This is a genomic window from Paraburkholderia tropica (assembly GCF_900109265.1).
In the GTDB taxonomy this organism is placed as follows: domain Bacteria; phylum Pseudomonadota; class Gammaproteobacteria; order Burkholderiales; family Burkholderiaceae; genus Paraburkholderia; species Paraburkholderia tropica.
Genome location: NZ_FNZM01000020.1, coordinates 86,347 through 104,647, shown reverse-complemented (window position 1 = coordinate 104,647; position 18,301 = coordinate 86,347). Strand labels below are relative to the sequence as shown.

The 18,301-nt window shown below is 65.8% G+C and carries 15 protein-coding genes and 1 tRNA gene; 6 read left to right on the top strand and 10 right to left on the bottom strand.

Going from position 1 to position 18,301, the window contains the following annotated elements; all coding sequences use genetic code 11:
- Positions 1-64: 64 nt before the first annotated feature.
- The 4 genes from BMY06_RS29620 to BMY06_RS29605 all read right to left on the bottom strand — a co-directional run bounded on the left by BMY06_RS29620 (position 65) and on the right by BMY06_RS29605 (position 4,793).
- Positions 65-1,660, bottom strand: a complete 1,596-nt coding sequence (locus BMY06_RS29620) for a DEAD/DEAH box helicase (protein WP_065059328.1) — start codon at positions 1,658-1,660, stop codon at positions 65-67.
- A 226-nt stretch (positions 1,661-1,886) separates the two neighbouring features.
- Positions 1,887-2,507: a PAQR family membrane homeostasis protein TrhA gene (trhA, locus tag BMY06_RS29615; protein ID WP_074986760.1), complete on the bottom strand. Its 621-nt coding sequence runs from the start codon at positions 2,505-2,507 to the stop codon at positions 1,887-1,889.
- Positions 2,508-2,722: 215 nt separating this feature from the next.
- On the bottom strand, positions 2,723-4,018 hold the full coding sequence (locus BMY06_RS29610) for a c-type cytochrome (protein WP_074986759.1): 1,296 nt from the start codon (positions 4,016-4,018) through the stop codon (positions 2,723-2,725).
- A gap of 19 nt (positions 4,019-4,037) precedes the next feature.
- Positions 4,038-4,793, bottom strand: coding sequence for a c-type cytochrome (locus BMY06_RS29605; protein WP_065059326.1), 756 nt, complete (start codon positions 4,791-4,793; stop codon positions 4,038-4,040).
- Between the two features lie 643 nt (positions 4,794-5,436).
- Here BMY06_RS29605 and BMY06_RS29600 point away from each other — a divergent pair.
- On the top strand, positions 5,437-6,363 hold the full coding sequence (locus BMY06_RS29600) for a CopD family protein (protein ID WP_065059325.1): 927 nt from the start codon (positions 5,437-5,439) through the stop codon (positions 6,361-6,363).
- A 43-nt stretch (positions 6,364-6,406) separates the two neighbouring features.
- Here the strand turns inward: BMY06_RS29600 and BMY06_RS29595 are convergent, their stop codons facing one another.
- Positions 6,407-6,706, bottom strand: a complete 300-nt coding sequence (locus tag BMY06_RS29595) for a hypothetical protein (RefSeq protein ID WP_065059324.1) — start codon at positions 6,704-6,706, stop codon at positions 6,407-6,409.
- A 398-nt stretch (positions 6,707-7,104) separates the two neighbouring features.
- Positions 7,105-8,253, bottom strand: a complete 1,149-nt coding sequence (gene dgoD / locus BMY06_RS29590) for a galactonate dehydratase (RefSeq protein WP_065059323.1) — start codon at positions 8,251-8,253, stop codon at positions 7,105-7,107.
- Between the two features lie 138 nt (positions 8,254-8,391).
- Here dgoD and BMY06_RS29585 point away from each other — a divergent pair, with 138 nt between their 5' ends.
- Together BMY06_RS29585 and BMY06_RS29580 are read left to right on the top strand one after the other, a co-directional pair.
- Positions 8,392-9,099 carry a FadR/GntR family transcriptional regulator gene (locus BMY06_RS29585; RefSeq protein WP_074986758.1) on the top strand — a complete coding sequence of 236 codons (708 nt, stop codon included), beginning with the start codon at positions 8,392-8,394 and terminating at the stop codon, positions 9,097-9,099.
- Positions 9,100-9,236: 137 nt separating this feature from the next.
- On the top strand, positions 9,237-10,247 hold the full coding sequence (locus BMY06_RS29580) for a sensor domain-containing diguanylate cyclase (RefSeq protein ID WP_074986757.1): 1,011 nt from the start codon (positions 9,237-9,239) through the stop codon (positions 10,245-10,247).
- Positions 10,248-10,365: 118 nt separating this feature from the next.
- Here the strand turns inward: BMY06_RS29580 and BMY06_RS29575 are convergent.
- From BMY06_RS29575 to BMY06_RS29560, 4 genes are all read right to left on the bottom strand, one after another.
- A tRNA-Met gene (locus tag BMY06_RS29575) sits at positions 10,366-10,442 on the bottom strand.
- A 104-nt stretch (positions 10,443-10,546) separates the two neighbouring features.
- Positions 10,547-12,205: an MFS transporter gene (locus BMY06_RS29570; protein WP_065059320.1), complete on the bottom strand. Its 1,659-nt coding sequence runs from the start codon at positions 12,203-12,205 to the stop codon at positions 10,547-10,549.
- A gap of 310 nt (positions 12,206-12,515) precedes the next feature.
- Positions 12,516-14,168 (bottom strand): sensor histidine kinase, encoded by a 1,653-nt coding sequence (locus tag BMY06_RS29565; RefSeq protein WP_074986756.1) that lies wholly within the window; start codon positions 14,166-14,168, stop codon positions 12,516-12,518.
- A 12-nt stretch (positions 14,169-14,180) separates the two neighbouring features.
- Positions 14,181-14,942 (bottom strand): response regulator transcription factor, encoded by a 762-nt coding sequence (locus BMY06_RS29560; protein WP_074986755.1) that lies wholly within the window; start codon positions 14,940-14,942, stop codon positions 14,181-14,183.
- Between the two features lie 237 nt (positions 14,943-15,179).
- Between BMY06_RS29560 and recA the strand changes: the two genes are divergently transcribed.
- The 3 genes from recA to BMY06_RS29545 all read left to right on the top strand — a co-directional run bounded on the left by recA (position 15,180) and on the right by BMY06_RS29545 (position 18,253).
- Positions 15,180-16,256, top strand: coding sequence for a recombinase RecA (gene recA, locus BMY06_RS29555; RefSeq protein WP_065059317.1), 1,077 nt, complete (start codon positions 15,180-15,182; stop codon positions 16,254-16,256).
- Positions 16,257-16,620: 364 nt separating this feature from the next.
- A complete protein-coding gene (gene recX, locus BMY06_RS39035) occupies positions 16,621-17,430 on the top strand; it encodes a recombination regulator RecX (protein ID WP_074986798.1) in 810 nt (269 codons plus the stop codon).
- Between the two features lie 130 nt (positions 17,431-17,560).
- Positions 17,561-18,253, top strand: coding sequence for a DUF2889 domain-containing protein (locus BMY06_RS29545; RefSeq protein ID WP_065059316.1), 693 nt, complete (start codon positions 17,561-17,563; stop codon positions 18,251-18,253).
- Positions 18,254-18,301: the final 48 nt, after the last annotated feature.

Genomic DNA, 18,301 nt, shown 5'->3' with positions numbered 1-18,301 from the left:
GCGGGCCTTTTTCATGGCGTAGCGCCGCGCCGCGCGGCGAGGCGCCGCGGGCTGGCGGACCGGCTTAGCGGTCGCCGCGCTGGCCGTCGCGACGCGAGCTGCCACCCGGACGGCCGCCGAGCAGGGCGCCTGGATTCGATTGCGGCTTGCGCTGCGTACGGCCGAGCGCGCTTTCATGCGACACGCCGCGCTGGCTTTCGCGACGCGTATGTTCGCCGCGCGCGCCTTGTGCGCCGTGATTCGTCGCCGCTTGCTGCTTCACCGGCTTGGCCGTGCGGATGCCGTTCTGCGCGGGCTTGGCCGGGCGTTGTTCGCCGCGGTTGCCGCCGTTGTTTCCACCAGCGTTCGCACGGCCTTCACCACGGCCTTCACCGCGATTACCGCCGTCACGCTGGCCGCCGCGCGGCGCACCGCCGTTCGACGCACCGCGTCCCTGACCTTGCTGGCTCTGACCTTGCCCCTGACGCTGGCCACGGCCTTGCTGCTGGCCACGGCGCTGGATCGGCTCGGGCTTGGCATTCGGATCCGGCTCGAAGCCCGGAATGACTTCCTGCGGCACCGCGCGCTTGATGAGCTTCTCGATGTCCTTGAGCAACTGGTGTTCGTCGACGCAGACGAGCGACACCGCTTCGCCCGTCGCGCCCGCGCGGCCCGTGCGGCCGATACGGTGCACGTAATCCTCGGGCACGTTCGGCAGATCGTAGTTGACCACGTGCGGCAGCTGATCGATGTCGATGCCGCGCGCCGCGATGTCGGTGGCCACGAGCACCTGCAGCGTGCCGTCCTTGAATTCGGAGAGCGCGCGCGTGCGGGCCGACTGGCTCTTGTTGCCGTGGATCGCGAGCGCGCTGATGCCGTCCTTCGTGAGCTGTTCCGCGAGGCGGTTCGCGCCGTGCTTGGTGCGCGTGAACACGAGCACCTGGAACCAGTTGTGCTGGCGGATCAGGTGCGTGAGCAGGTCGCGCTTGCGGTCGCGATCGACCGGATACACCTTCTGCGCGACCGTTTCCGCCGTGGTGTTGCGGCGCGCGACTTCGATCAGCGCGGGCGAGTCGAGCAGGCTGTCCGCGAGCGCCTTGATTTCGTCGGCGAAAGTGGCCGAAAAGAGCAGGTTCTGGCGCTTCGGCGGCAGCTTCGCGAGCACGCGCTTGATGTCGTGGATGAAGCCCATGTCGAGCATGCGGTCGGCTTCGTCGAGCACGAGAATCTCGAGCTGCGAGAGGTCGATGGTCTTCTGCTGCATGTGATCGAGCAGACGGCCAGGCGTCGCGACCACGATATCGACGCCACGCTTGAGCGCGTCGATCTGCGGATTGATGCCCACGCCGCCGAACATCACGGTCGACTTGAGCTTCAGATACTTGCCGTAGGCGCGCACGCTTTCTTCCACCTGCGCCGCGAGCTCGCGCGTGGGCGTGAGGATCAGCGCGCGCACGACGCGCTTGCCGCCCGCGGCGGCCGGCATGTCGGTCAGGCGTTGCAGGATCGGCAGCGTGAAGCCGGCGGTCTTGCCCGTGCCGGTCTGCGCACCTGCGAGCAGGTCGCCGCCGCCGAGCACGGCGGGGATCGCTTGCGACTGGATGGGCGTGGGCGTGGTGTAGCCCAGTTCGTTGACAGCGCGGACCAGCGGTTCGGACAAGCCGAGAGAATCGAAAGACATAAATACCTGTTGTATTGCAGTATCGCGAGCGGAGGGGCGCTGCCGGTGACGGCGCGCCGCGCAAGGCTGAGCGCGGGTGCTCGCGTGTATTCGGACGGCACGCCAGTGCGCGCGCCGCTTGTCGACGGTTCTTGCAGACCCGTCGGCTGGCATAAAGTTGCATCGCACGGCAGCGGACACTGCGGCCGCCACGCGACGATTTCGTGGAGATTCCCGGTGGGATGCGTCAGGCGACGTAGCCCGCGACGCTCACGAATTGACAGACGCTCCCGGCGAGCACGAACAGATGCCAGATTCCATGTCCGTGCCGGATGCGCTCGTCGTTGATGAAAAAATAGATGCCGACGCTGTAGATGATGCCGCCGGCCAGCAGCCAGGCGGTGCCCGCGGCGGGCAGCGCGCCGAGGAGCGGCTTGACCGCGACCAGCGCGAGCCAGCCCATCACCACGTACAGCACCATCGACAGCATGCGGGTGCGGCGCCCGAGCGTGAGCTCCTGCACGATGCCGAGCGCGGCGAGCCCCCAGCTTACGCCAAAGAGCGACCAGCCCCACGGCCCGCGCAGCGTGACAAGCGTGAACGGAGTATAGCTGCCCGCGATCAGCAGATAGATCGCGGCGTGGTCGCACTTTTGCAGCACGGCTTTCAGGCGCGGTCCGCGCACGCCGTGATACAGCGTGGAGATCGTGTAGAGCGCGCACAACATCGCGCCGTACACAGCGAAACTCACGACCTTGTATGCGTCGTGATCGAGCGCCCCGAGCGTTACGAGCGATACCAGCCCCGCAATCGACAACATCGCGCCCACCAGGTGAGTAATGCTGTTCAAACGCTCACCAGCGTGCATGACGACCACTCCTTGTTCTTCTTGCCCTGCGTGTTTGCTTCAAAACCAGCTTCAAAACCATCAGTTCGACAGCGAATTCGACAGCGTGCGGCTCGCGCCGCGCGGCCTCGTGCCGCAATCAACGCGCGGCGCGCGGCCAAATAGCGAAGGGCGCAGCCGGCGGCGTTTTGCCGGCTGCGCCCTTGTCAGGCAAACGCCACTATAACAAACGTGGCTCAGTCGAGCGGTGCGGAGCGCAGATCTGACACCTGTTGCGGCGAGACCGGCGTGCCCTTGTTCCCCCACGACATGCGGATGAAGGTCACGACCGCCGCCACTTCCTGGTTGGACAGCGCCTGGGCGAACGGCGGCATGCCGTACGGGCGCGGATTGCCCTGCGTGCTGGGCGGATAGCCGCCGTTGAGCACCATCCGGATCGGATTCACCGCCGATTTCATCTGGATCGACTGGTTGTTCGCGAGCGGCGGGAAGTTCGGCGGCATGCCGAGGCCGTTCTCCGCATGGCACTTCGCACACTGGTCATGGTAGATCTTCTGACCTTGCTGCAAGAGTTCGCCGCCGAACGCTTCGGAGGTTTCCATCTGCATGGTCTCGGGCGCTTCCTTGCGCTGCGGGATGGTCTTCAGATAGGTCGCCATCGCCTTGATGTCGTCGTCGGAGACGTATTGCAGGCTGTTGTGGATCACGTCCGCCATCGGCCCGAACACGGCGCCGCGCTCCGAGACGCCGGTTTTCAGCAGACTGGCGATGTCCTTGATCTCCCAGTCGCCGAGACCGCCTTCGCTCGACGTGAGCGAGGGCGCGTACCAGTTCTGCAGCGGAATCAGCCCGCCCGCGAACGCCGACGAATTGACCGGCGCGCCCATCATGTTGATCGACGTGTGGCACATGCCGCAGTGGCCGAGTCCTTCGACCAGATACGCGCCGCGATTCCATTCGACCGATTTGGTCGGATCGGGCTTGTACTCGCCCTCGCGGAAGAACAGCGTGCGCCAGCCGATCAGCAGGTTGCGGTTGTTGAACGGGAATTTCAGCTCATGCGGACGGCTCGGCACGTGTACCGGCGGCACCGAGCGCAGATAGGCGTAGATCGCGTCCGAATCCGCGCGCGTGACCTTGGTGTAGCTCGTGAACGGGAAGGCCGGGTAGAGCAGGCTGCCGTCTTTCGAGCGGCCCGTGTGCATGGCGCGGTAGAAGTCGTCGCTGCTCCACTTGCCGATGCCGTACTGGTCGTCGGGCGTGATGTTCGGTGTGTAGAGCGTGCCGAAGGGCGTGGCCATCGGCAGGCCGCCCGCGAAGGTCTTGCCGCCGCGCACGGTGTGACAGGCGACGCAGTCGCCAGCGCGGGACAGATACTCGCCCTTCTTGATGAGCTCGGACTGGTCGGCGGGCGTGGCCGCCTGCGCCGAGGCGCTGTGCAGATAGGTGTTGCCGGTCCACAGCACGGGCACCAGCGCCGCGACGGCGGCGAGCATGACTGCGGACAGAGCGAACAGGGACTTGCGGTTCATAGGGCTGTCTCCCGGCGCCTTATTGCGGTTCGCTGCCGCATGCGAGCGGCGTCTTCAACGAGCCAGCCGCGGCCGGCACGGGATTTTGCGGCGCGTTCTGCGTGGCAAGCCAGGCCGCGACGGCGTTCACGTCGTCGTCGGTGAGACGCGTGGCGATCTCGTGCATGCAGTCGGGCGCCTTGGCGTGACGCGAGCCCGAACGCCAGGCGCCGATCTGCGCGCTGATGTAGTCCGCATGCAGCCCGACGAGGCCGGGAATGGCCGGCTCCATGCCGGTCAGCTTCGCACCGTGGCAGGCCGCGCAGGCGGGCACCTGGCGCGCCGGGTCGCCCCGCAGGACGATCGCCTGGCCGCGCGCGAGCGTGCTGTCGCTGACCGTGGCTTTCGCGGGCGGCGGGTAGGGCGGCCGCTGCTGCGAGAAGTACGTGGCGATCTCGTGCAGGTAATCGTCGGAGAGATAGGTGACCAGATAATTCATCGGAGGGTACTTGCGGCGACCCTCGCGAAAATTCATCAACTGGTTGTAGAGGTACTCTGCCGGTTTGCCGGCGAGACGCGGGAAGTAGTCGTTGTCGGTGCCCTGACCGTGCGAGCCGTGGCACGCGGTGCAGCCCTGCACGCGCGATTCGATCGTGTCGGGGGCTTTGGGTTGCGGGGTCTGGGCGGAAGCGGCGCTGAAGATTCCGGACGTGCCGAACAGCAATGCAGCCAGGAGCGGCGCGGCGAGCGGAATGAGCGGTCGGACGAGACGTCTTGGGGACACGCGTGACTCCATTCTTTATCGTGGACCTGCCAGGCTTCGAGCGACCCGGCTTCCAGGTTGCGCGCGATAAAAGCAGACGACCCGTGCGCGCTGCGGCGACGCAGCCGATTCTAGCATCGCCTCGACAGTGACTTTTTGCCACATGCGCTCCGGGCCGCCAACGCGGGCTTGCCCGGAGACGCACAGTGACCCGGCCCGTATCCGATCTCCAGGATTGCGGCCGAAGGTCGCGGCGTCGCCGGTTATGATTCTGCACCCGTTAGCCGATTCGTGACTCGGGATTGACCCTGCTTGACCTCGCTTCCATGCCATCCGCATGGCGATTTGACGAAGCGCAGGGAGTGGCTGCGCGCCGCATGCAAGATCCGGTATTGAACCGAACGGCGTCGCGGCTATCGAAGCAGGCTCCTTTCCGGAAAGTCGCGCCGCATCGCGTGCGCGCTTGTCCGGGGCGCGCAAACGTCGCCACCGCCGGTTTCAATCCTGTTTCGAACGCTCACCGCAGCTTCGTAGTTTCGTCGCTGTTTTGTTGCCGTTTTGTTGTTGTTTCCTTGCCACTCGTCTCGATGACTCCAATTGCACTTACCCCGCCGATGCAACCGCCGTCCCCGTCCCCGCGTGCCGGAACTTCCGACTGTCTGGAGGGCGCGCGCCGATGAAAGCTGACTGGCTCTGGATCGGGCAGGTCGCGATGGCCGCCCTGGTGAATCTCGCCTACGCCTTTGCGCTCGGCTCGACGCTCTACGGCGCGTGGCTGGAGAAGGACGCCCGCAGCGCGATCGCGCCCGCAAGGCCCGCGTGGCTGCGCGCGCAGCGTTCGTTGCGCGCGGGCTCGCTGGTGCTCGTGATCGCGCTCGTCATGTGGCTGCTCTACGAGAGCGCGTCGATCAGCGGCGCGACCTTGCCCGCGTCGTTCGGCGTGGTGCCCACGGTGCTTTCGCAGACGCACGTGGGCCATGCGTGGTCGGTGGCGTTCGGCGGCGCGCTCGTCGTGCTGCTCGCCGCGTTCGCGGGCGCGAGCCCGCTGCGCGACGGCGTGCTGTGGCTCGCGCTGATCGCCGTCGCCGCGGGCCGCGCGGGTCTCGGTCACGCCGCCGATGCGGGCTTCGCCTCGGCCGCGCTCGGCCTGAACACGCTGCACGTGCTGAGCGCGAGCGCATGGAGCGGCATCGTGATGGCGGGCGGTCTCGCGGTGTTGCCGGCGCTGGGTGCGTCGACGGCGCGCGGCGTGCTGATCCGCACGGCGGGCCAGCTCTCGAACGTCGCGCTGTTCGCGGTGGGACTCGTGCTCGCGACCGGCGTGTTCAACACGCTGCGCGGTACCGGCGGCTCGCTCGATGCGCTCACGGGCAGCGAGTGGGGCCGCGTGCTATTGGCCAAGCTCGCGCTGGTCGCGCTCGCACTCGCGCTCGGCGCCGTCAACCGCGTGATGGTGATGCCGGAACTGCGCCGCGCGGCGTCGACGGGCGCGGCGCGCCGCTTCGTCAATGTGCTGCATCTCGAAGCGCTGGTGATGATGGCCATCCTCGTGATCGCGGCCGTGCTCGGTCATAGCGTGCCGGGCTACGTGTTGCAGGGCTGAAACACGCCGCGCTTACGCGCGTGATCGCGCTGATTCGTAACCCTTATTCGTAACCGAGCCGATGACTGAGAATCGGCGAGAAGAACAGGGCGATCGCGCAACCGATTGCCTTGCCTTCGAGTTCCGCGAGCGCGAGCACCGATGACGGATGCGCGATCAGATCGAACAGTTGCGGCGCGCACCAGAGCACCGCGAGCCCGATAAAGCTCTGCTCGACCATGAGAATGCGCCAGCCGCGCGTGCAGGCGACGGCGGCGGCGATCACGCGCGTCAGGCCGAAAGTGACGAGCGCGCCTACGGCGGCCTGCTCTCGGATCAGGTAGTCGGGCAGCATCGCGTCCATGTGTATCCCCGTATCGTTCGATTTGTCGTACAGGGGATTCAGCAAGGAGCAGGCCAATGCGAGTCGGTATTGCGCCTGGTGCGCCGCGCGCCGCGAACGCGATGCCGGCGATACGATGTTTTTGCCTTGCGCGCCAAGGCTTTAGCGACACACGCGAACACGCGCGCTATGTGCGAAAACGACGAACGCCGCGACCGCCCGAAGGCGAGACGCGGCGTTGCGGGCCCAAACCGGGCTGAAACGTTACGGCGCTGAAACGTGGTGCGCGAAACACGTCACGTAACGCAGGTGACGCGCGCTGGGCGTATCGCGGATGCAAGCTCCGCGATACGCGCACTCATCGACGATCAGCCTCGATTGCCGACATGATCGCGCCGCGATCTGTGCGCCAGCACACATCACCACTCGGCGACGCTGCCATCCTCGTGACGCCACACCGGATTGCGCCAGCGATGACCGACCTTCGCCATCTCGCGCACCTTCTCCTCGTTCACTTCGATGCCCAGACCCGGACCTTGCGGAATCGACACGAAGCCGTCTTCGTACTTGAAGACTTCCGGATTCTTGATGTAGTCGAGCAGGTCGTTGCCCTGGTTGTAGTGAATGCCGAGGCTCTGTTCCTGGATGAACGCGTTGTAGCTCACCGCGTCGATCTGCAGACAGGTGGCGAGCGCAATCGGACCGAGCGGGCAGTGCAGCGCGAGCGCCACGTCATAGGCTTCCGCCATCGACGCGATCTTGCGGCATTCGGTGATCCCGCCCGCGTGCGAAGCGTCGGGCTGAATGATGTCGACGTAACCGCCCGCGAGAATGTGCTTGAAATCCCAGCGCGAGTAGAGACGCTCGCCGAGCGCGATCGGCGTGCTCGTCTGGTTGACGATGTCGCGCAGCGCCTCGACGTTCTCCGAGAGCACGGGCTCTTCGATGAACATCAGCTTGAACGGATCGAGTTCCTTCGCGAGCACCTTCGCCATCGGCTTGTGCACGCGGCCGTGGAAGTCCACGCCGATGCCGACGTTCGGGCCCACGGCCTCGCGCACGGCCGCGACGTTGTTGATCACGCCTTGCACCTTGTCGAAGGTGTCGATGATCTGGAGTTCTTCCGAGCCGTTCATCTTCACGGCCTTGAAGCCGCGATCGACCACGGCGCGCGCGTTGTTCGCGACGTCGCTCGGACGGTCGCCGCCGATCCACGAATAGACCTTGATCTTGTCGCGCACCTGGCCGCCGAGCAGCGCGTGCACCGGCACGCCATGATGCTTGCCCTTGATGTCCCAGAGCGCCTGGTCGACGCCCGCGATCGCGCTCATCGTGATCGGACCGCCGCGGTAGAAGCCCGCGCGATACATCACCTGCCAGTGGTCTTCGATCAGCAGCGGGTCCTTGCCGATCAGATAGTCGGACAGTTCTTCGACGGCGGCGGCAACCGTGTGCGCGCGGCCTTCGACGACGGGCTCGCCCCAGCCGATGATGCCTTCGTCCGTTTCGATCTTGAGGAAGAGCCAGCGGGGCGGCACGACGAAGGTTTCGAGCTTGGTGATTTTCATGCGGTGTCTCCAGAACGGTTCGATGGGCGCACGGCGCGAGCGGCGGGCCCGGCGCGTCTCGGAGCACATGCTACTGCAAAATTCGCGTTTAAGTGCTATTAATAGTATTATTTTGCATCGGTTCCCATTATCTGGGCGATCGCCCCCCGCGAATACAAGGAGAACGTCATTCAGCGCGATCTGCACGGCACCGTCGCCTTCGAACTTGGCAGCGCGATCCTGCGCGGCGACTACGCGCCCGGCACGACGCTGCCGCGCGAAGCGGACCTGATGGAGCGCTTCGACGTGAGCCGCACGGTGCTGCGCGAAGCGCTGCGCACGCTCACCTCGAAAGGACTCGTGGAATCGCGGCCGAAGGTCGGCACGCGCGTGCGCTCGCGCGAAGCGTGGAACCTGCTCGACGCCGACGTGCTCGACTGGTACGCACGCGTCGCGCCGCCGCTCGCGTTCGCGCTCAAGCTGCAGGAAATGCGCGAGATGATCGAGCCTTACGCCGCGCAGCTCGCGGCGGGCGCGCACGACGACGTCTCGTTCGCCGATCTCGCCGACGCCCACGCCGCGATGACCGACGCGCGCAACGTCGACGAATGGGTGCGCGCCGATCTGCGCTTTCACCTGGCCGTGCTCGCCGCCTGCCGCAACGAACTGCTGGTGCCGCTCGGCACGCTGATCGAGCGCACGCTCGAAGGGCAGTTGCGCGTGAACGCCAAGCGCGCCGATGTGTTCAACGCGGCGCTGCCGGACCACACGAAAGTGTTCGACGCGATCGCGCGACGCGACGCCAGCACGGCGCGCGAAGCGATGGCCGCGCTGCTGCGTGTGACGCGCGAGCGGATCGAGGGTTGAGACGCGCGGCGTCGGGCCCGAAACGGCGTGTAAAAAGACAACGCTGAAAGCAGGGACGCGAGTTTGCTATGCTTGCGCGTCCTGCCCGTGGCGCGCCGATCTGCGCGAAAAGGGCTCTTACGCAAACGTTTGACGCCATGAAAAACGACCTCGGCGGCCCTCGGCTCGACAACGCCACGCTCCTCGAAATCATCCGCGCGCAATCCGACATCGCGAGACTCGGCCTCGACCTCGGCGGCGTGATGGCATTCGTCGCCGAACGCACCGAACATCTGACCGGCGCGCAGGGCGCGGCCGTCGAACTCGCCGAAGGCGGCGAGATGGTCTATCGCGCGGCGTCGGGCAGTGTGGCCGGCATGCTCGGCTTGCGCCTCGCGCGCGAATCGAGCCTCTCCGGGCTGTGCGTGAGCAGCGGCGAAATCCTGCGCTGCGACGACTCCGAAGCCGATCCGCGCGTGGACCGCGAAGCGTGCCGCCGCGTCGGCCTGCGCTCGATGATCGTCACGCCGCTCAAGCATCTCGATGCGACCGTGGGCGTGCTGAAGGTGGTGGCGCCCGAAGTCGGCGCCTTCGACGACGACGACATCGAAACGCTCTCGCTGATGTCCGGCCTGATCGCGGCCGCGATGTTCCACGCCGCGCGCCACGAAACGAGCGAACTCTATCTGCGTGCGACGCACGACGCGCTCACCGGCCTGCCGAACCGCGCGCTGTTCTACGACCGTCTGCGTCAGTCGGTCGATCTCGCGGTGCGTTCGGAAGGCGGACTGGGCGTGCTCAATCTCGACATGGACGGCCTCAAGCCGATCAACGACCGCTACGGCCATCGCGCGGGCGACGCGGCGATCAGGGAAACGGCGGCGCGCATCGCGAGCAACAGCCGCCGCGTGGATACGGCCGCGCGCGTGGGCGGCGACGAATTCGCGATGATTCTGCCGGGCATCGATGGCCGCAGCGACGCGGAAGTGTATTCGCGGCGGATTCGCGAGAAGGTCGGCGAGCCGTTCGAATTCGAAGGGCAGACGATCGAACTGGGCGTGAGCGTGGGCGTGGCGGTGCTGCCGGAAGACGGCGTGGAAATGACACGGCTGCTCGATCGCGCGGATCAGGCGATGTACGTGGCGAAGCGGGGGAAGGGCGCGGAGTGAGGGACTGGGCTTCGCGCTGAGGAAGTTGCGGCGCGAAGTCTGTAAAAGCGGCGGCGAGATAAACGCGGCGCGCAAATAGAAAAAGCCGCTGACCTTGTGGGTCAGCGGCTTTCGCATTTGGTGGCGAATCAGGGATTCGAACCCCGGACCTGCGGATTATGATTCCGTCGCTCTAACCGGCTGAGCTAATTCGCCTAAGAAGAAAGATTATGCGGGCGGCCCTGAGGTCTGTCAAGCGCTATCTTCAACTTTTTTCGAGACCGCCGGGCCGGGGCTAAATCGACCGGATCGACACAGAATCAATCCTGCGAGTAGATATCCGAGTCCTTCGTCTCCTTCACGAACAGCATGCCGATCACGAAGGTCGCCAGCGCGATGATGATCGGATACCAGAGGCCCGAGTAGATATCGCCTCGCGCCGCCACGATCGCGAACGCCGTTGCGGGCAGGAAGCCGCCGAACCAGCCATTGCCGATGTGATAGGGCAGCGACATCGACGTATAGCGGATGCGCGTCGGGAACATCTCCACCAGCATCGCCGCAATCGGCCCGTACACCATCGTCACGAAGATCACGAGGATGGTCAGGATCACCACGCTCATCGGCCAGTTGAGTTGCGCCGGGTCGGCCTTGAGCGGATAGCCCGCACTCTTCAATGCGCCCGAGAGCGTCTTGTCGAACGCCGCGCCGGCCTCCTTCGCGCCAGGCGCCTTGCCGTCGAAAGTGTCGATGGTCGTGTCGCCCACCTTGATCTGCGCGAGCGTGCCCGCCGGTGCGGCCACGTTCGAGTAGTTCAGGCCGGCCTTCGAGAGCGCGCTCTTGGCGATGTCACACGAACTCGTGAACTTCGAGGTGCCGACCGGGTTGAACTGGAACGAGCACTCGTCGGGGTTCGCGATCACGACGATCGGCGCGCGCGCCGTGGCCGCTTCGAGCGCGGGGTTCGCGTAGTGCGTGAGCGCCTTGAAGAGCGGGAAATAGGTCAGCGCGGCGATCAGGCAGCCGGCCATGATGATCGGCTTGCGGCCGATCTTGTCCGACAGCGAGCCGAAGAACAGGAAGAACGGCGTGCCGATCAGCAGCGCCAGCGCGATCAGGATGTTGGCGCTCGCGCCGTCGACCTTGAGCGTCTGCGTGAGGAAGAACAGCGCGTAGAACTGGCCCGTGTACCAGACCACGGCCTGGCCCGCCGTCACGCCGATCAGCGCGAGGATCACGACCTTGAGGTTCTTCCACTGGCCGAACGCTTCCGAGAGCGGCGCCTTCGAGATCTTGCCTTCGGCCTTGATGCGCTTGAACGCCGGCGATTCGTCGAGTTGCAGACGGATCCAGACCGAGACCGCGAGCAGCAGGATCGACGCGACGAACGGCACGCGCCAGGCCCAGGCGCCGAACGCTTCCTCGCCCACGGCGGTACGCACGCCGAGGATCACGAGCAGCGAGAGGAACAGGCCGAGCGTGGCGGTCGTCTGGATCCAGGCAGTGTAGAAGCCGCGGCGTCCGGGCGGCGCGTGTTCGGCGACGTAGGTCGCCGCGCCGCCGTACTCGCCGCCGAGCGCGAGGCCCTGCAACAGACGCATGAGGATGAAGATCACCGGCGCCGCAATGCCGATCGACGCATAGCCTGGCAGGAAGCCGACCACGAAAGTCGACAGACCCATGATGACGATGGTGACGAGGAACGTGTGCTTGCGGCCGACGAGGTCGCCCAGACGCCCGAAGACGATCGCGCCGAACGGACGCACGGCGAAGCCCGCCGCGAAGCCGAGCAGCGTGAAGATGAAGCCCGCCGTGGGGTTCACGCCCGAGAAGAAGCTTTTGCTGATGAAGGCCGCGAGCGAGCCGGCCAGATAGAAGTCGTACCACTCGAACACGGTGCCGAGGGACGACGCGAAGATCACGCGTTTTTCGTCCTTGGTCATCGGCGCGTGCGAGACTTGTCCGCCAACGGTTGCCATAGATGTCTCCAGTATTGATATGCGTGTGGGGCCGCCCCGCAGACGCGGGCGCGGTGGTCCTGCGATGCATTATTCGAACGGAAACTTACGGGGTTCTGACGAGGGAGCGGGCTGTGCGAGTGGGCTGATCTGGTGGGCGTGGTGTGATAACGTCGCCCAAGATCGTCCAATTTTGATTCAACGTAACGCTAAATTCGTCAAATCGATTTTCCGTGCGTGCTCTCGCCGCGTGCCGCTAAGGGAAAGTCCCAGCCAGCCTGACGCCCAGGATTTCACCTGATGCCGTCAGTTTCGGCGTCGTAATCGACGTTCAGACCGCGCCGCGCATCGCGAGCGTCACACGCACGAGCGTCCCCGCGAGGCGCGGCGAGTCCTGATAGACGTTGTCGCCGATAGTGAGCGCGCCGCCGTGCATCGTCACGATTTCACGCACGATCGCGAGGCCGAGGCCGCTGCCGTCGCCGTCGCGCCCGAGGATGCGATAGAAGCGCTCGAGTACGCGCTCGCGCTCGGCCGCCGGAATGCCGATGCCGGTGTCCTCCACCTCCAGATGCACGGCGCGCGCCGCCGGTTCGGGCCGCACGCGCACGGTGATGCGCCCGCCCGCGGGCGTGTAGCGGATCGCGTTGTCGATCAGGTTCGAGAGCATTTCGCGCAGCATCACCGGATTGCCGTCGACGAGCACGGGTGCTTGATCCGCGGCGATGTCCGCTTCGCTGTCCTGTGTGCCGGGGTCCGTTTCGCGCTCATCCGCGCCGGGATTGTCGGGGCCTTCGTAGCCCAGATCCATGCGCTTGGCGAGCGCGGGCTGCACCCAGTCGCGCACCGCGAGCCGCGCCGCCTCGGCGATATCGACGGGCTGGAAAATCTGCCCCGTCATGCGGTTTTCGGCGCGCGCGAGCGCGAGCAACTGCGTGACGAGCCGCGCGGCGTGCTCCGAACTCGTCGCGATCTGTTCGAGCGAGCGATGCACCTCGGCGGGCGCCTCGTGGCGCAGCGCGAGTTCGGCTTGCGTGCGCAGGCCCGCGAGCGGCGTTTTCATCTGATGCGCGGCGTCGGCGATAAAGCGCTTTTGCAGCTGCATGTTCTGTTCGAGGCGCGTGAGCAGGTCGTTGAACGAGGTCACGAGCGGCTCGATTTCGGGCGGCGCGCGGCGTGCTTCGAGCGGCGAAAGATCGTCGGGACGGCGCGTGCGCATGTTCGACTGCAGCGCGTGCAGCGGCGCGAGGCCGCGCGAGAGCCCGAACCAGACCAGCAGGATCGCGAGCGGCAGAATCACGAACTGCGGCAGGATCACGCCCTTGATGATGTCGTTGGCGAGCGCCCGGCGCTTGTCGAGCGTTTCGGCGACCTGAACCAGCACGGGCTGCCCGCCGCTCAGATGCGCGGGTTCGACCGTCGTATAGGCGACGCGGATGTCGATGCCGTGCAGCGTGTCGTCGCGGAACTCGACGAGGCCGGGCGGCGGCCGGTCGTCGTCGTGCGGCAGCGGCATCTCGCGGTCGCCGGCGACGAGTTCGCCGCGCGTGCCGAGCACCTGGTAATAGACGCTGTCGACGTTATCGGCGCGCAGGAAGTCGCGCGTGGAGTCGGGCAGCGAGAGTTCGGCGACGCCGTTGACCGGATGGATCTGGCGCGCAAGCACGTAGGCGTCGGTTTCGAGCGCGCGGTCGAACGGCCCGTTGGCGATCGATTTCGCGACCAGATACGTCACCGCGATGCTCATCGGCCAGAGCAGCAGCAGCGGCGCGAGCATCCAGTCGAGAATCTCGCCGAACAGGGAGCGCGGACGCTTGTCGACGGCGTCGGCGGCTTCGGCTTCGTCGGGCGGGGCGAACGGATTGGCGTAGCGGGCGTCGCGCGCGGCGTCGTCGAGCGTGTCGTCGTTGGCGGCGGCCGTCGAGCGTGGCGAGGCGTCCGGCGGCGTGCCGTCGGTGGACGCGGAGCGCGCGGGCCCGGCCATGATGGCGCCCGCTTACTTGTAGTAGTGGCTGGCGGGCATCGCGGGCGCCGCCGTCGATGCGCCGGCCGTACTGGCTGCGTTCGCCGCGCCCGCGTCCTTCGCGCCGTTCGCTTCTTTCTCGAGGCAGTAGCCGAGGCCGCGCACCGTCACGATGCGCACGCCGCCCGCTTCGAGCTTCTTGCGCAGGCGGTGCACGTAGACCTCGATCGCGTTGTTGCTCACTTCCTCGCCCCATTCGCACAGGTGATCGACGAGCTGTTCCTTCGAGACGAGCCGCCCGAGCCGTTGCAGCAGCACTTCGAGCACGCCGAGTTCGCGCGCCGACAGATCGAGCACCTGCTCGTTGATGCGCGCGACGCGCCCGACCTGATCGAAGGCGAGCGCGCCGTGGCGCACGACGGTCGGGCCGCCGCCCGCGCCGCGCCGCGTGAGCGCGCGCACGCGCGCTTCGAGCTCGTTGAGCGCGAAGGGCTTGGCCATGTAGTCGTCGGCGCCGAGGTCGAGTCCTTTGACGCGTTCATCGACGCTGTCGGCGGCCGTGAGGATCAGGACGGGGAGGTTGGAATTGCGCGCGCGCAAACGGCGCAGCACTTCGAGGCCCGTCATTCTGGGCAGGCCGAGGTCGAGGATCAGCAGGTCGAACGACTGCATCGACAAGGCCGTATCGGCGTCCACGCCGGTCGGCACGTGATCGACGGCATAGCCCGATTGGCGGAGTGATCGGACCAGACCATCCGCGAGTATGCTGTCGTCTTCGGCAATGAGAATTCGCATGATGCGCCTGCGTCGAGTCAGGCATCGCCGCGCCTGTGCCATCTCGCACGAGGGGCGGGCGGCGCGCGGCGGTCTCCTGGTCAATTTGCGGTTCAGGCGGGCGCGTACGAAAAAGCGTGCGAAAACGCGCTTGCCAAAACCACTGTTTTTTTATACAGTGTCTGCGTTCATGCGTGTGTGTGCAAAAGCACGCCCGCATCGTCACGAGACGCCGTTCATCATAGCAAAGGACGATTCATGGAAGATAGCAAGAAAGGCTCGGCTGGGCTGACTGCTGAAAAGGGCAAGGCGCTGGCCGCCGCGCTCGCGCAGATCGAAAAGCAGTTCGGCAAAGGGTCGATCATGCGACTCGGCGACGGCGATGCGGTCGAAAACATTCAGGTGGTGTCCACCGGCTCGCTCGGTCTCGACATCGCGCTCGGCGTCGGCGGCCTGCCGCGCGGCCGTGTGGTCGAAATCTACGGTCCGGAATCGTCGGGTAAGACCACGCTCACGCTGCAGGTGATCGCAGAGCTGCAAAAGCTCGGCGGCACGGCGGCGTTCATCGACGCGGAACACGCGCTCGACGTTCAGTACGCCGCGAAGCTCGGCGTGAACGTGCCGGAACTGCTCATCTCGCAGCCGGACACGGGCGAACAGGCGCTCGAAATCACCGACGCGCTGGTGCGCTCGGGCTCGATCGACATGATCGTCATCGACTCGGTCGCGGCACTCGTGCCGAAGGCTGAAATCGAAGGCGAAATGGGCGACTCGCTGCCGGGTCTGCAGGCACGTCTGATGTCGCAGGCGCTGCGCAAGCTCACCGGCACGATCAAGAAGACGAACTGCATGGTGATCTTCATTAACCAGATTCGTATGAAGATCGGCGTGATGTTCGGCAATCCGGAAACCACCACCGGTGGTAACGCGCTGAAGTTCTACTCGTCGGTGCGTCTGGACATTCGCCGTATCGGTTCGATCAAGAAGAACGACGAAGTCATTGGCAGCGAAACGCGCGTGAAGGTCGTCAAGAACAAGGTCTCGCCGCCGTTCCGCGAAGCCGTGTTCGACATTCTCTACGGCGAAGGCATCTCGCGTCAGGGCGAAATCATCGACCTGGGCGTGCAGGCCAAGATCGTCGACAAGGCAGGTGCGTGGTACAGCTATAACGGCGAACGCATTGGTCAGGGCAAGGACAACGCACGCGAATTCCTGCGCGAAAACGCAGACATCGCCCGCGAGATTGAAAACCGCATCCGCGAATCGCTTGGCGTGAACGCCATGCCGGACGGTGTTGCCGACACAGGCGAAGTCGAAATCGCAGACGAAGAATAAGTTCTGAATCGGGCCCGCGAAGGGTGGCACGACTGTGATGCGCAAGCGCGGGTTCGCCTCGGCGCCGTCTGAGGCCGCGAAGGCTTCGTCCTCGACTTCGAGCGAGGCGGAGCATCTGCGTGAAGCCAGCGGTGGTGCGCGGGGCGCGAATCGGCGCTCCCTTTCCGCGTCCGGGTCTGCTTCTGGGTCTGCGTCCGGATCCGCCCCTGATCATTCCGGCGAGTCCGCCCGCGTTTCATCTGGTACTACCTCGCAAAGCCGCGACGCCCATTCGGGCGATCGCGGCTTTGTGCATTCCGAGCCTCAGCTTTTGTCCCATTCTTCCACGCCCGATCTCGACGACGAAGGCGGCGCGGTGTTCGAAGTGCCGTTCGAGGCATTTTTCGACGCGCCCGTCGATGCCGGCAGCGCTAACGCTTCCTCGTCGCCATCGTCTGAACCGACCGCTGTGCGCCGCGCCTCCGCACCCGAATCCGCATCTGACTCCCTATTGGATTCCGAACCGCGCCGCGCGCTGCGCGCAGCCAGGCAGTCGTTCGCTCGTCCCGCCGTCCGCCGCGACGAAGTCGACGAGCGCGAATCGTTCGACGCGCACGACAGGGCGCGCGCGGTAGAAAAAGCGCTCGAAGACGGCGGTGACGGCTACGAGCGCACGTCCACGATGCGCGCCGCACGCAAGGCCAACGCCGCCGCCAACAGTCGCCAGCGCCCCGAGCGCTCGCTCAAGGGCCGCGCGCTCGGCTACCTTTCGCGTCGCGAGTACAGCCGGGCGGAACTCTCGCGCAAGCTCATGGCGTACACCGACAACGCCGATGAACTAGAGGCACTCCTCGACACGCTCGAACGCGACGGCTGGCTCTCCGACGCGCGCTTCGCCGAAAGCGTCGTTTATCGCCGGGCCTCGCGGGTCGGCGCGGGACGCATCGTCAGCGAACTCAAACGTCATGCGGTGGGCGAGGAACTCATCGAGGAAGTGAGCACGCAGTTGCGCGAGACGGAACTTGTGCGCGCCCGCGCCGTCTGGAAGAAGAAGTACGGCCAGTTGCCCGAGACGCCCGCCGAGCGCGCGCGTCAGGCGCGTTTTCTCGCCGCGCGCGGTTTTTCGATGTCGATCATCGGCAAAATTCTCAAAGGCATTGAAGACAGCTTCGAGGACGGCTTCGACGGCGATTAGCCGGAAAATTGAACCGCCTGGCTCAAAAATAGCTTGATATCCGGGGCGCATGGGGCGGGCGAGATCGCTGCTGTCTCAAATACCCGGTATGCTAAACTCGAGAAGTTTTCCAATCCGGTCTTACCAACGCATGCCGCTTCCCCCGCCAGCGCCCCGTCAGTTGCGTCATCAGCGCGCGATCAGGGCGGTCGCCTATGAGCGCGAGGACGGTCTGTGGGACATCGACGCGTGTCTGACGGATCATAAGTCACGCGACGTGCCGCTTGCATCCGGTGTCCGGCCCAACGGTTTGCCGATCCATGAACTCTGGCTCCGCATCACGATCGATCGCAAGCTCAATGTCGTCGACGCTCACGCGTCGTCCGACTGGGTGCCTTACGACGGTCAGTGCCAGAACGCCAATCCCGCCTATCGGGCCCTTATCGGGCTCAACCTCCTCCAGAACTTCCGCCGCGAAGCGGGCCGGCTCCTCGCCGGCACGGCTGGCTGCACGCATCTCACCGAAATGTTGGGCGTGTTGCCGACGGCCGCTATCCAGGCGTTTGTCGGAGCAGTGTGGGATTCTTCTAACGGTTCTCCGGGCGAAGCGTCCGGACCGGAATTCGGCAAGACCGCCGACGGCGAAGCCGCCGGCGAACAACCGCCTTTCCAGCTCGGCCGCTGCCACGCGCTGCGGTTCGACGGTGAAGCGGTCAAGCAGTTTTATCCGCGCTGGTATGGACACGTGCCGCGTTCGAAAGAGCGCGGCGCGGATGTCGCCAGCGTGCGCGAAGACCTGGGCCCGGGCCGAGAGGGCAAGGCCGACGCCGTCGCGCATGAATAACAACAGCGGAAACGAAGTTCACTCCAACTCTCAGACTGAAGGGAATCA

Bases quoted from the DNA above. Each gene is read 5' to 3' on its own strand.
- BMY06_RS29595 (WP_065059324.1), bottom strand. From the start codon at position 6,706: ATGGACGCGATGCTGCCCGACTACCTGATCCGAGAGCAGGCCGCCGTA.
- BMY06_RS29560 (WP_074986755.1), bottom strand. From the start codon at position 14,942: ATGCGAATTCTCATTGCCGAAGACGACAGCATACTCGCGGATGGTCTG.
- BMY06_RS29580 (WP_074986757.1), top strand. From the start codon at position 9,237: ATGAAAAACGACCTCGGCGGCCCTCGGCTCGACAACGCCACGCTCCTC.
- BMY06_RS29620 (WP_065059328.1), bottom strand. From the start codon at position 1,660: ATGTCTTTCGATTCTCTCGGCTTGTCCGAACCGCTGGTCCGCGCTGTC.
- BMY06_RS29600 (WP_065059325.1), top strand. From the start codon at position 5,437: ATGAAAGCTGACTGGCTCTGGATCGGGCAGGTCGCGATGGCCGCCCTG.
- recA (WP_065059317.1), top strand. From the start codon at position 15,180: ATGGAAGATAGCAAGAAAGGCTCGGCTGGGCTGACTGCTGAAAAGGGC.
- BMY06_RS29570 (WP_065059320.1), bottom strand. From the start codon at position 12,205: ATGGCAACCGTTGGCGGACAAGTCTCGCACGCGCCGATGACCAAGGAC.
- BMY06_RS29565 (WP_074986756.1), bottom strand. From the start codon at position 14,168: ATGGCCGGGCCCGCGCGCTCCGCGTCCACCGACGGCACGCCGCCGGAC.
- BMY06_RS29545 (WP_065059316.1), top strand. From the start codon at position 17,561: ATGCCGCTTCCCCCGCCAGCGCCCCGTCAGTTGCGTCATCAGCGCGCG.
- trhA (WP_074986760.1), bottom strand. From the start codon at position 2,507: ATGCACGCTGGTGAGCGTTTGAACAGCATTACTCACCTGGTGGGCGCG.
- BMY06_RS29605 (WP_065059326.1), bottom strand. From the start codon at position 4,793: ATGGAGTCACGCGTGTCCCCAAGACGTCTCGTCCGACCGCTCATTCCG.
- BMY06_RS29610 (WP_074986759.1), bottom strand. From the start codon at position 4,018: ATGAACCGCAAGTCCCTGTTCGCTCTGTCCGCAGTCATGCTCGCCGCC.
- dgoD (WP_065059323.1), bottom strand. From the start codon at position 8,253: ATGAAAATCACCAAGCTCGAAACCTTCGTCGTGCCGCCCCGCTGGCTC.